A 13097-nucleotide genomic window follows, 5' to 3' on the forward strand; every position below is an offset into this window, starting at 1 on the left:
TTTTTAATATTGCTGGCAACTCCACTTCACGCAGAGGGTTTACTCTCCGGTTCATCCGCAGGATCACCAGTATGCTTGCCCTCTTCCGTTCCTTGCCAGCCGTGGCGCTGAACCAGCGACAGATGATTACGATCCTCGTTGATGATCTCCGTCAGCATGGTGCTGGTGCGTTTAAACACCGCAGCGCGTTCGGTTGCCGTACTGCTCGCCATCGCCACCATCTCTTCCACCATCTCATGATTAAAACGGCGGAACAGATCGGCACGCTCACGTGCCTCATACGCGCCAAGCCCCAGGCTTTCCAGCGCCATGCGGCCAGATTTAAGCGCCCCTTCGAAGGTTTCGCGTTCAGGGGCTGCCACACCCGCCTGACGCAGCTGGATGTAGTGATCCACATCGCGCGCACGGGAGATAATGGTCAGATGCGGAAAATGCTCTTTAACCAGCTCAACCATCTGCATACTGGTCTCTGGATCGTCAATGGCATTAATCAACACCTCGGCTTTCGCCGCCCCGGCGGATTCCAGCAGATCAACCCGGGTCGCATCACCGTAAAACACTTTCATATCGAATTTACGCAGCGTATCGACATGGTCAGGATCGTGATCGAGGATAACCATTTTGACTCCGCTGGAGAGCAGTAAACGGCCAGTAATCTGCCCGAAGCGGCCAAATCCGGCGATGATCACCCGCGGCTGCTCCTCGTCGATCTCATCGGCTTCTCGCTCCTGTTCGCTTCCCGTTTTTTCCAGACGCGTCAGCAGCACCAGCAGGATCGGCGTTGCGGCCATCGACAGCGCAACCGCCAGCGTCAGCGCTTTTGCCCATTCCGGATCAAGTACATTTGCCATCTGCGCTGCGCCAAAGACAACGAAAGCAAACTCACTCCCCTGCCCCAGCAGCACGGCAAACCAGCGGCGTTGCGGTTTTGGCACATTTAACGGGCGGGCAATCAGCCACAGCATCGCCATTTTAATGACCAGGAAACCCACCAGCAGAATGATGATGCGCAGCGGATGGGTTACCAGCGTCCCGAAGTCGATAGACATCCCGACGCCGATGAAAAACAGCCCCAGCAGCAATCCTTTAAACGGCTCGATATCGCTTTCCAGCGCGTGACGGTATTCGGAACTTGCCAGTAAGACCCCCGCGAGGAAGGCGCCCATTGCCATCGACAGCCCGGCCTCTTCCAGCAGCAATCCAAAACCAAACACCAGGAATAACGCAACGGCGCTGAATACTTCGCGCAGGCCAGAGCGAGCAACAAAGCGCAGCAGCGGACGCGTTACGTAGCGACCAAGCAGAACAACCAGCGCCAGCGCACCGGCAACCTTCAGCGCTGATAAGGCAAATGCCCCCAGCGTCGTTGATGCGCCGCTGGTTGCCAGCAGCGGGATCATCGCCACCAGCGGGATGGCGGCAATATCCTGGAACAACAGTACGGAGAAGGTGCTGCGCCCCATTTGCGACACCGTCAGATTACGCTCGTTCATTGCCTGCATGGCAATCGCCGTCGAGGAGAGCGCCAGCGTCATGCCGATCAGCTCTGCGACTTTCCACTCCATCCCCAGCAGAATGCAGAACCCGCCCAACAGCAGACCGCAGGCCAGCATTTGCAGGGCGCCTCCGCCAAACACCGAGGCGCGCAGTTTCCACAGCCGCTGCGGATCCAGCTCCAGACCAATCACAAACAGCATCAGCACCACGCCGATCTCCGCAAAATGCAGGATCGACTCGGCATCCGTCACCAGCCGAAAGCCCCAGGGGCCAATCACACACCCGGCAATCAGATAGCCGAGCACCGAGCCCAGCCCCAGACGAACCGCCACGGGCACAATTAATGCCGCCGCGCCGAGGTAAATCAGCGCCTGTATCAGCGTATGGCTATCCATTGTGCGTCTCCTGCCACTCAAGTAAACGTTGTTTGTAGTGACGAGCCTGCGCCTGCAAGGTTTCATCGTCGCAGACAAAGGTACAGTGCATCGCAAAAGGCGGAAGCCAGTTCAGACCGCAGTAAAGGGCAGTAGCCTGGAGCGGCTGCGCCAGCACGTCAAATCCGGGGAAGGCGCCAATCTCAAAGTGGCTTTCCCCCCCGCCGGTGGTAACAGCCCACATCAGGCTTTTGCCCTGAAGCGCGTTGCCGTTGTGTCCATATGCCCAACCGTGGGAGAAAACTTTGTCGATCCACAATTTCAGCAGCGGAGGCGTGCTGTACCACTGCATCGGATGCTGCCAGACGATCAGTTCGGCACGGGAGAGCGCCTCCTGTTCGGCGGCGACATCGATATTAAAATCAGGGTAGAGTTGATAGAGGGAACGTATCTCTACGTTATCAAGCGTCCTTACCTGCTCAAGCATCCGCTTATTCGCATGCGAGTGCTGCGGATAGGGGTGCGCATAAATTATCAGAATCATGTATATGCCCGTCTTTTACTTTTCTTGTAGCAATGAGTGTAGACAGTTACCACCCCGACTTAAAGAGGCCATCTTACGCTTCAAAGTAAAACGCAAGTATTGGCAATCATCACCACCTTAACAGCGATTGCGGCGCTAAAGAAAGAAAACGACGCGTACGACAAATTCATGCCGCAAAATAATAATAACAATTCATATTGCCAACAGATATTTTTAGAGGACCTTAAGTCATTCTTTAATAAAACAGTCTGTACATAACCCATTGAAAAAATAATAATTTTACGCTCTTTGTTTTGAGCTCATTATTTAGGCGGTCGATATACGTTTCACACACGTGTCGAATATTCCTTCTCACTCAAATGGATGTGTACATGAGCAACAAACCCTCCCAATTAAATAATACAACCAAAACCCTGGGAAAGATATTTCCTGCCTTGTTGATATGCACCCCTGCGGTTGCGTTTTCTGCAACGATTGACCAATCAACTTCTGTTCCTCAAGATTTCTCAGCCGATGCTGAATATGTTATTAATAAAGACGTGACGATATCTTCCGCAGATAGTGAAGCGGCGGTATCTGTCACTGGGTTTACTATCAATAATGTCACTAACGAAGGGAATATTTCGGGTAGGGAAACTGGCCTGGATATAAATACTGGTGCGCAACGTGTTGTTATTAATAACGACATCGGTGCAACCATTTCTTCCACCACCGCGAATGCTGTGAATATTCAGTCATTACTCGGTGATTTCAAGAATAGTGGAAATATCATAGGTGCGGAAAATGGCATTTTTGTCAGTGAAAACTCCTCAGCAGTGAATATTACTAACTCCAGCACTGGAATGATAAAAGGAAAAATAGGTCTGAACTCTCAGACTGGCATTGGTATTAATAACAGTGGTGCAATTATCGGTACAAGCGGTGACGCTATCACACTGGGTACTGGCAATACAAAAATATTTAACAGTGGTACCGTGCAGGGAACCCAGAATGGCATTAATATAAAAGATACGGCAAAAGTAGATATCACGAATAGCGGAACGATTAGTGGTGATACAGCCGCTGTTATGTTTGCCAGCAATAAAAATAACACCCTGGTGCTTGATACGGGTTCCACTCTTATCGGTGACGTTATTTCCACCAATTCCACGGGAAACACTCTCACCCTGATCGGCACCGGTACGGAAGACAGTAACTTTGTGGGTCTGAACGAAGGCGACGGTTTTGCCAGTATAAAAATGATGGGCGAAAATTGGGCGCTGTCGGGCGATCTCGATATTATTGGCTCTGGCGATTCCTTGCTGATAGACACGGGCGCGTTAACCCTGTCAGGCGCGGTATCGAATACCGGTAATACACGGGTGGCCAAAGATGCTTCGTTGCAACTGGGCGATGGCGAAAAAACCGCGACCCTCAGCGGTGGGCTCACCAACAACGGTACCGTCATTTTTAACCAGGGAAGCGATTTCACTTTCGCCACCGACATGACCGGTAGCGGTAACGTCGAAAAAGTCGATTCCAACACCCTGACCCTGACGGGCAAAAATAGCTATACAGGGGATACGGTTCTGCACGGCGGTACCACGCTGGTCTCCACCGACGCAACGCTCGGCGTCAAGGGCAGTAACGCCACCGTTACCGTTGAAAATGGCGCGACCTTTGCCACCGCAGGCGAAGTGAACAACAACATCGCGGTTCTTAGCGGCGGTACGCTGGCGGCATGGAATGCAGTCCAGGGTAACTCCACGCTCAGCGCTTCCGGCGTCGATACCATCAACGGCAACGTGACTAATGGCGGCACGCTGTTACTCAGTGCGGCTGATAATAGCGTTGGCAATAATTTTACGATTAATGGCGACTACACCGGCTCTGACGGTAGCCAGATCGTGATGAACAGCACCCTGGGTGAAGATAATTCACCAACTGATCACCTCACTATTACGGGCAGCAGCTTCGGTCAGTCCGGCATCAGCATCACCAACATTGGCGGCGCAGGCGCGCAAACCATTAACGGTATGGAAATTGTCAGCATCGGCGGCAGTTCCGAAGCCCAACTGACGCTGGCAAAACCGGTCGTTGCAGGCGCCTGGGAATATAGCCTCTACCAGCACAGTGACGGCAACTGGTATCTGGAATCAAAGGCGACGCCTTCTGATGAGCCTTCCGATGACACCGATGACGGTGGCAATACTGATGATGGCGGTAATACCGATGATGGTGGCAACACCGATAACGGCGGCAACACCGACAACGGCGGCAGCACCGACAACGGCGGCAACACCGATGATGGTGGCAACACCGACAACGGCGGCAACACCGACAACGGCGGCAACACCGACAACGGCGGCAACACCGATAACGGCGGTAGCACCGACAACGGCGGCAGCACCGATAATGGCGGCAACACTGACAACGGCGGTAATAATACGCCGGAAGTCATGGCACCTGAAGTGGGTGCTTATTTAGGTAACTACCTTGCCGCACAGGGCATGTTCCTGCATAAGCGTGACGATCGCGACCAGATCACCTTCCGCAATGAAGACGACCTGAACACCTGGATGTACGTTAAGGGTCGCTATCACGAGAACGATGCGGGTGGCGATAAAGTCAGCTACGACACCACCACCACCGTACTGCAAGTCGGCAGCGATTTCATGAGCAAGCCAATGGATAACGGCATCCTGCGTGCTGGCGGGATGTTCGGTGCAGGCCAGGCGAAGACCCACTCTGATGCGAAGCACAACGTACGTAACGCACAGGGTAAGGTTGATGGCTTCAATGTTGGGCTGTACGCCACCTGGCAGGAAGATCAGAAATTACGTCTGGGCAGCTACGTTGATACCTGGGCCGCTTACAGCTGGTACAACAACAACGTCACCAGCAATCGCAACGATGAAGACTACGATAGTGAAGGTTTCGCCGCGTCTGTTGAAGTCGGCCACGCGTGGATAATCCAGTCTGAAAATGAACGCACCTGGAAGATCGAGCCGCAGGCGCAGGTGATTTACAGCTATCTCGATCAGGAAAATCATACCGATCGCGACGGCGTACGCGTCACTACCCTGGACAATGACAGCGTCTTTGGTCGTCTCGGCGTTAAAGCAAGCTACTTCCAGCAGAAGGACGTCAAGGCCTGGCAGCCGTACGTTGCGGTTAACTGGTTGAAAGGTGCTGGTCAAAACGATCTGGCATTCAACGACGAGACCGTCAGCAACGATACGCCGGAAGATCGTGGTCAGTTAGAGTTGGGCTTAACCGGCAACCTGAACGAAACCACGACGATCTCCCTGCGTGCCAGCGGCGAGTGGGGTGAAAACAGCTATGCCGCCTACGGCGGTCATATTTTGTTAAACCATCGCTGGTAATCGATCATCCTGAAGCAAAAAAGCAGTGGCATGTGCCACTGCTTTTTTTTAGTTATCCAGCTCGCCCATTGATTTAACCTGGTCACGGTTAATCTGTTCAGTTTGACCGGTTTCGGCGTTTTTGTACGATACCAGACCGGTATCGTCATCCACCTGCGGTTTCCCGTCAGTAACAATCGTTTTGCCATCGGTGGTTTTTACGGCCTGATTGGACGAACAGCCCGCCACGGTGAACATTGCAGTGGCAGCCAGAACGGAAGCGATCAGTAGTTTATTTTGCATGGTGTTTTCCCTTGCTCTCAGTTGAATTTTCGTTATCGACCTAACTATTTTAGGCTAACTGACTGAAAGCGGATGAAAAACCAGAAGGTTCTTAAGATGGGAAAATTGCCCGGTAACCGGATGGCACCGGGCAATGTGTGTTACTTGCTAATCTGAGCGTGCATTTCCTGCACCGAAATCACCTTCTCGGTGGCATCCGCATTCAGCGCCATGGCCGTCGCGAAACCGCCGTTCAGGGTGGTGTCGTAATGCACTTTGTACTGGAGCGCGCTGCGGCGAATCAGTTTGGAGTCTTCAATCGCCTGGCGACCCGCGGTGGTGTTAATGATGTAGGTGTACTCGCCATTCTTAATGCGGTCCTGAATGTGCGGACGACCTTCATGCACTTTGTTCACCAGACGCGGGTTGATACCCGCTTCACCCAACACAATCGCCGTACCGTGAGTGGCGTCCAGCTCGAAGCCCTGTTTCAGCAGCTTGGCGGCCAGGTCAACCACGCGCTCTTTATCGCCTTCGCGAACGGAGAGCAGCGCACGGCCAGATTTTCTCATGGTGGAGCTACTGCCCAGCTGCGCTTTCGCAAACGCTTCTGCGAAGGTACGGCCAACGCCCATCACTTCCCCGGTAGAGCGCATCTCTGGCCCTAACAGCGGGTCAACGCCCGGGAATTTGTTGAACGGCAGTACCACCTCTTTCACCGAGTAGTAAGGCGGGATAATTTCTTTCGTGACGCCCTGCTGAGCCAGCGTCTGGCCGGCCATCACGCGCGCCGCCACTTTCGCCAGCGGAATACCGGTCGCTTTGGAGACGAACGGTACGGTACGCGCCGCACGCGGGTTGACTTCAATCAGATAGACTTCGTTGTCTTTTACCGCGAACTGAACGTTCATCAGGCCGCGAACCTGGAGCTCGAAGGCCAGCTTCTGCACCTGCTGGCGCATCACGTCCTGAATCTCCTGGCTCAGGGTGTACGCTGGCAGAGAACAGGCGGAGTCACCGGAGTGCACGCCCGCCTGCTCGATGTGCTCCATGATGCCGCCAATCAGCACCCTTTCGCCGTCGCAGATGGCATCCACGTCGACTTCAACCGCGTCGTCGAGGAAGCGGTCGAGCAGCACTGGCGCATCGTTGGAAACGCTCACCGCCGTCTGGAAGTAGCGACGCAGGTCCGCTTCGTCGTAGACGATTTCCATCGCGCGGCCGCCCAGTACGTAGGATGGACGCACCACCAGCGGGTAGCCAATCTCTTTCGCTTTCTCAACGGCCATTTCAATTGCGGTCACGGTGGCGTTCGCCGGCTGTTTCAGTTTGAGACGGTCAACCGCCTGCTGGAAACGCTCGCGGTCTTCCGCACGGTCAATCGCATCCGGGCTGGTGCCGATAACCGGCACACCTGCTGCTTCCAGCGCGCGCGCCAGCTTCAGCGGAGTCTGGCCGCCATACTGCACGATCACGCCTTTTGGCTTCTCGATGCGCACGATTTCCAGCACGTCTTCCAGGGTGACCGGCTCGAAGTAGAGGCGGTCGGAAGTGTCGTAGTCGGTCGAGACGGTTTCCGGGTTACAGTTGACCATAATGGTCTCGTAACCGTCTTCGCGCAGCGCCAGTGAGGCGTGTACGCAGCAGTAGTCAAACTCGATGCCCTGGCCGATACGGTTTGGACCGCCGCCCAGCACCATAATCTTGTCGCGGTCGACGGACGGGTTCGCTTCGCACTCCTCTTCATAGGTGGAGTACATGTATGCGGTATCGGTCGAGAATTCAGCCGCACAGGTGTCCACGCGCTTGTAGACCGGGTGCAGGTCGTACTGGTCGCGCAGCTTGCGGATTTCCGCTTCACGCACGCCCGCCAGCTTAGCCAGACGCGCATCGGCGAAGCCTTTACGCTTCAACATGCGCAGGAAGTCTGCGTCCAGGCCGTTGATGCCCAGCTCCGCCACTTTCTCTTCCAGGCGCACCAGCTCTTCAATTTGCACCAGGAACCAGCGGTCGATGTTAGTCAGGTTAAATACGCCGTCGACGGACAGGCCCGCGCGGAAGGCATCGGCGATGTACCAGATACGCTCTGCGCCCGCGTCTTTCAGCTCGCGGCGGATTTTGGTCAGTGCTTCCGGGTCGTCCAGGCTGACTTTCGGGTCAAAGCCGGTCGCGCCCACTTCCAGGCCGCGCAGCGCTTTTTGCAGGGATTCCTGCTGCGTGCGGCCAATCGCCATGACTTCACCAACGGATTTCATCTGGGTAGTCAGACGGTCGTTGGCACCGACGAATTTCTCGAAGTTAAAGCGTGGAATTTTGGTCACAACGTAGTCGATGGACGGTTCGAAGGACGCTGGCGTGCGGCCACCGGTGATATCGTTCATCAGCTCGTCAAGGGTGTAACCCACCGCCAGTTTCGCCGCCACTTTCGCAATCGGGAAGCCGGTGGCTTTGGAGGCCAGTGCGGAGGAACGGGACACGCGCGGGTTCATTTCGATAACAATCAGACGGCCGGTTTTCGGGTTCACCGAGAACTGCACGTTAGAGCCGCCGGTTTCCACGCCGATTTCACGCAGTACCGCCATCGAGGCGTTACGCATGATTTGGTACTCTTTGTCGGTCAGCGTCTGAGCTGGCGCAACGGTGATGGAGTCGCCGGTGTGGATCCCCATCGCGTCGAAGTTTTCGATGGAGCAGACGATGATGCAGTTGTCGTTTTTATCACGCACCACTTCCATCTCGTACTCTTTCCAGCCAATCAGCGATTCATCAATCAGCAACTCTTTGGTTGGGGAGAGATCCAGGCCGCGCTCGCAAATCTCTTCAAACTCTTCGCGGTTGTAGGCAATGCCGCCGCCGGTGCCACCCATGGTGAAGGAAGGGCGGATGATGCACGGATAACCCACTTCAGCCGCAACGGCCAGCGCTTCTTCCATATTGTGCGCGATACCGGAACGTGCGGTATCAAGGCCAATTTTTTTCATTGCCACGTCGAAGCGGCGACGGTCTTCTGCTTTATCAATCGCGTCGGCGGTCGCACCGATCATGGTCACGCCGAACTCTTCCAGCACGCCCTGACGCTCCAGCTCCAGCGCACAGTTCAGCGCCGTCTGGCCGCCCATGGTCGGCAGCACCGCGTCCGGACGCTCTTTCTCGATAATTTTGCGTACCACTTCCCAGTGAATCGGCTCGATGTAGGTCGCATCCGCCATTTCCGGGTCGGTCATGATGGTGGCCGGGTTAGAGTTTACCAGGATGACACGGTAACCCTCTTCACGCAGGGCTTTACACGCCTGCGCGCCGGAGTAGTCGAATTCGCAGGCCTGGCCGATGACAATCGGGCCAGCGCCAAGAATCAGGATGCTTTTTATGTCTGTACGTTTTGGCATGGTCTTCTCAGCTCCTGATTATTTAGCGGTCTTACGGTATTGCTCGATAAGTTCGATGAAGTGATCGAACAGCGGCGCGGCATCGTGTGGGCCCGGGCTGGCTTCAGGGTGGCCCTGGAAGCTGAACGCAGGCTTATCGGTGCGATGGATACCCTGCAAGGTACCATCGAACAGTGACTTATGCGTCACGCGCAGGTTAGCTGGCATCGTCGCTTCATCCACAGCGAAGCCGTGGTTCTGCGCGGTGATCATCACCGTGTTGTTGTCGATATCTTTCACCGGGTGGTTACCACCGTGGTGGCCAAACTTCATCTTGACGGTGTTCGCTCCGCTCGCCAGCGCCAGCAGCTGATGGCCGAGACAGATGCCGAATACTGGGATGTCGGTTTCAAGGAAGGACTTGATGGCGTCGATAGCGTAGTCGCACGGCGCCGGGTCGCCAGGACCGTTAGAGAGGAAGATGCCGTCCGGGTTCATCTTCAGAACATCTTCAGCAGAGGTTTTCGCCGGAACCACCGTCAGGCGGCAGCCACGGTCAACCAGCATACGCAGGATGTTGCGCTTGGCGCCAAAATCGTAGGCCACCACGTGGAACGGCAGCTCGCTTTCCGGTTTCGCTTCCGGCAGGTCGCCTTCCAGCGTCCAGCTTCCCTGCGTCCAGCTGTAGGCTTCAGCGGTGGTCACTTCTTTCGCCAGGTCCATACCGTTCAGTCCCGGGAAGGCTTTCGCTTTTTCCAGCGCCAGCGTCGCATCGAGGTTATCCCCTGCGATGATACAACCGTTTTGTGCACCCTTCTCGCGCAGCAGACGCGTCAGCTTACGGGTATCGATATCGGCAATCGCCACAATGTTGTGGCGCTTCAGGTAAGAAGAGAGGTCTTCGGTGTTGCGGAAGTTGCTGGCAATCAGCGGCAGGTCGCGAATGACCAGGCCTTGCGCATGTACCTGAGAGGATTCTTCGTCAGCCGCATTGGTGCCGACATTGCCGATATGAGGATAAGTAAGAGTAACGATTTGGCGAGAATAGGAAGGATCAGTGAGGATTTCTTGATAACCGGTCATTGAAGTATTGAAAACGACTTCCCCAACCGCCGAACCCGTTGCCCCTATGGCCCGACCGATAAACTGGGTTCCGTCTTCCAGAACCAATAGCGCTGACTTAATCAAAACACCCTCCAGAGAATATTCACTCACTTTATTTGCATATTAATTCATAACCATGTCATGGATCAATGCAAATGTGTTGCCAGCGGATTTTTGGCAAACGGCGGCATTCTGGGGATTTGCCATGTAAAAGTCAACTTAAAACGGGAGTTTTGTATATTCTTTTGCAAGCCTGGCGGTCTGAAATCAGATTAAGCGGCAAAAAGATCAACTAAATCACTGTGGAAACCGCTTGCGCATGCAGTTTAATAGAAAGGAACGTCTTGCAGGAATAAAAAGTGGACCAAATGGTCAAAATTTACAGTTCAGCAACAGAAATTATCGAGAAAATACTTACTTTAAATCAGTTAGACACAATAAACATACCAAACAGACAAAATAAAAGGGCAATAAAATATTGCCCTATGCAATCAAGTAATTACGACTGCAATAACCACATCACGAAGGGTAATAATGCTTACAAATTGTTGAGTTCGAGGACATCTCGCATATCAAAAAGACCATTACGCTTACCTTTCAGCCACAATCCCGAACGTACCGCCCCGTTTGCAAATGTCATGCGGCTGGATGCTTTATGAGTGATTTCGATCCTTTCGCCAATATCGGCGAACATAGCGGTATGTTCACCGACGATATCACCCGCGCGAACGGTGGCAAACCCAATGGTGCCAGGCACGCGCTCGCCAGTGTGGCCTTCGCGAGAATAGACCGCGATGTCTTTCAAATCTTTATCCATTGCACACGCAATCGCTTCGCCCATTGCCAGCGCCGTGCCTGACGGAGCATCGACTTTGTGGCGATGGTGCGCTTCGACGATTTCAATGTCGGTGTAGTCGCCCATCACCTTCGCCGCCTTCTCCAGCAGTTTCAGCATGACGTTTACCCCCACGCTAAAGTTTGCCGCAAAGACAATCGCAATCTCAGTGGACGCATCCTGAATGGCTTGCTTACCGACCTCGTCAAAACCGGTGGTGCCAATCACCATCCCTTTACCGTGCTGACGGCAAAACGCCAGGTGAGCCAACGTGCCTTCAGGGCGGGTAAAATCGATAAACACGTCAAAGTCTTCTTTCACCGCCTCAAGGCTGCTCTGCACGGTAACGCCCGTCTGACCTGCGCCTGCCAGCTCGCCTGCATCGGCTCCCAAAAGCGATGAACCTTCACGCTCCAGCGCCGCGCCAAGCGCCACGCCATCCATCTGTAGTGCCGCCTGAATCAGCTGACGGCCCATACGTCCACCCGCGCCCGCAATGGCGACGCGGATCTGTGCATCATGCATAGTTATTCTCTTACGTTAAAATGATGTAAATCGTTTTCAGATTAACCAGCCTTTGCACAGGCTGCCACAGAAAACGCCGATAATTAGAATTTAATGATAAACAGGGTGAGATATCAGTGAAAGACATGATCGTCAGCGAAAACCGCATGATTCCCGCACCACCAGCGCAGGCGGCAGAATGATTCGTTTGGCGGGTTCGTCGTTGCCCTGTATGCGGCTGTAAAGTAACTCCCCTGCCTTACGACCAATCTCTTTCGCCGCCACCGATACGGTGGTCAATGCGGGCTGCACCAGAGCCGCTTCGGTAATATCATCGAAACCGACCAGCGCAAAATCACGTCCCGGCTCACGGCCCATCTTGCGTAAGCTTTGCATCACCCCCAGCGCCACAACATCCTGATAGCAAATTGCCGCACTGATGTGTGGATGCTCGAGAAGTAACGCCTCTGCCACGCGCGCGCCGTCGCTTTGGCTGGCGTGTGAGGTTCTGATCCAGGCAGGATTCGGCGTCACGCCGTATTCCAGCAGCTTGCTGGTAAAGCCCCCGATACGCTGCGCCCGAGAGCCCGAATTCTGACTCCCTCCAATGAACGCAATGTGCCGATGGCCCATTCTGAGCAGATGCTCCGTCGCCATCTGCGTGCCTAAGAAGTTATCCGTTCCGACAAAATCAAAATCCGGATCGTTCAGCGGGCGCACAACCATGATAGCCGGAATATTGCGCCGCTTCAGACCCTCAAAAAAGGCCTGGGGCGTTTCCCGAGCCGCACACAGCACCATACCGCCGACGTTATTACGCATCAGTGAATCAACAAATTTTTGCTGTCGCTCTGCCGATTCCTCGCTATTCGCCAGAAAAAGCATCAGCTCGTGGCGCTCCATTTCATGACTTAGCCCTGCCGTCATCTCGCTATAAAAAGGGTTGGTGATATCGTGCAAGAGCAGCCCGACCTGGTTACTGCTGCGGTTACGTAAATTGGCTGCCGTCTGGTTATAGACATAGCCGGATTCATCCAGCGCCTTAAGCACACGTTCGCGCGTGCTTTGCGAAATGCGGCCTTTGTTGCAGAGCACCATTGAGACCGTCGCCGTTGACACGCCGGCGCGTTTCGCGACATCGGCCAGTGTAATTCCCGTCATGTTGTCTCCTTCATCATCACTACAGGTTAATCGAATAACCTGTTTTTTGCATTTTTCCCTGTGAGACTCTTCACATTACCGGTGTTG

General features: G+C 54.3%; 8 protein-coding genes. 1 reads left to right on the forward strand and 7 read right to left on the reverse strand.

Annotation, left to right across the window (positions count from 1 at the left end; all coding sequences use genetic code 11):
- Positions 1-26: 26 nt before the first annotated feature.
- Positions 27-1892 (reverse strand): glutathione-regulated potassium-efflux system protein KefC, encoded by a 1866-nt coding sequence (gene kefC / locus SK62_RS17545; protein ID WP_015572648.1) that lies wholly within the window; start codon positions 1890-1892, stop codon positions 27-29.
- Positions 1885-2415, reverse strand: coding sequence for a glutathione-regulated potassium-efflux system oxidoreductase KefF (kefF, locus tag SK62_RS17550; RefSeq protein WP_023303067.1), 531 nt, complete (start codon positions 2413-2415; stop codon positions 1885-1887). The genes kefC and kefF overlap by 8 nt, the downstream gene beginning before the upstream one ends.
- Before the next feature lie 371 nt (positions 2416-2786).
- On the opposite strand from kefF, the gene SK62_RS17555 reads away from it, so the two are divergent.
- On the forward strand, positions 2787-5780 hold the full coding sequence (locus SK62_RS17555; RefSeq protein ID WP_047718825.1) for an autotransporter family protein: 2994 nt from the start codon (positions 2787-2789) through the stop codon (positions 5778-5780).
- Between the two features lie 48 nt (positions 5781-5828).
- On the opposite strand, the gene SK62_RS17560 is transcribed toward SK62_RS17555, so the two are convergent.
- The 5 genes from SK62_RS17560 to SK62_RS17580 form a co-directional block, all read right to left on the reverse strand.
- Positions 5829-6062 carry a YgdI/YgdR family lipoprotein gene (locus SK62_RS17560; RefSeq protein WP_003856439.1) on the reverse strand — a complete coding sequence of 78 codons (234 nt, stop codon included), beginning with the start codon at positions 6060-6062 and terminating at the stop codon, positions 5829-5831.
- A gap of 140 nt (positions 6063-6202) precedes the next feature.
- Positions 6203-9427 (reverse strand): carbamoyl-phosphate synthase large subunit, encoded by a 3225-nt coding sequence (gene carB / locus SK62_RS17565; protein WP_023295906.1) that lies wholly within the window; start codon positions 9425-9427, stop codon positions 6203-6205.
- 18 nt (positions 9428-9445) lie between these two features.
- Entirely contained in the window at positions 9446-10594 is a 1149-nt protein-coding gene (gene carA / locus SK62_RS17570; RefSeq protein WP_023295905.1) for a glutamine-hydrolyzing carbamoyl-phosphate synthase small subunit, read from the reverse strand.
- Between the two features lie 454 nt (positions 10595-11048).
- Positions 11049-11870, reverse strand: coding sequence for a 4-hydroxy-tetrahydrodipicolinate reductase (dapB, locus tag SK62_RS17575; protein WP_032620890.1), 822 nt, complete (start codon positions 11868-11870; stop codon positions 11049-11051).
- Positions 11871-12002: 132 nt separating this feature from the next.
- Positions 12003-13010: a LacI family DNA-binding transcriptional regulator gene (locus tag SK62_RS17580; protein ID WP_015572642.1), complete on the reverse strand. Its 1008-nt coding sequence runs from the start codon at positions 13008-13010 to the stop codon at positions 12003-12005.
- Between the last annotated feature and the right edge of the window lie 87 nt (positions 13011-13097).

The sequence above is a fragment of the Enterobacter sp. BIDMC109 genome (assembly GCF_001037885.1).
Lineage (GTDB): Bacteria > Pseudomonadota > Gammaproteobacteria > Enterobacterales > Enterobacteriaceae > Enterobacter > Enterobacter hormaechei_C.

Coding starts and splice junctions, on each gene's coding strand:
- kefC (WP_015572648.1), bottom strand. CDS start 1,892: ATGGATAGCCATACGCTGATACAGGCGCTGATTTACCTCGGCGCGGCG.
- kefF (WP_023303067.1), bottom strand. CDS start 2,415: ATGATTCTGATAATTTATGCGCACCCCTATCCGCAGCACTCGCATGCG.
- SK62_RS17555 (WP_047718825.1), top strand. CDS start 2,787: ATGAGCAACAAACCCTCCCAATTAAATAATACAACCAAAACCCTGGGA.
- SK62_RS17560 (WP_003856439.1), bottom strand. CDS start 6,062: ATGCAAAATAAACTACTGATCGCTTCCGTTCTGGCTGCCACTGCAATG.
- carB (WP_023295906.1), bottom strand. CDS start 9,427: ATGCCAAAACGTACAGACATAAAAAGCATCCTGATTCTTGGCGCTGGC.
- dapB (WP_032620890.1), bottom strand. CDS start 11,870: ATGCATGATGCACAGATCCGCGTCGCCATTGCGGGCGCGGGTGGACGT.
- SK62_RS17580 (WP_015572642.1), bottom strand. CDS start 13,010: ATGACGGGAATTACACTGGCCGATGTCGCGAAACGCGCCGGCGTGTCA.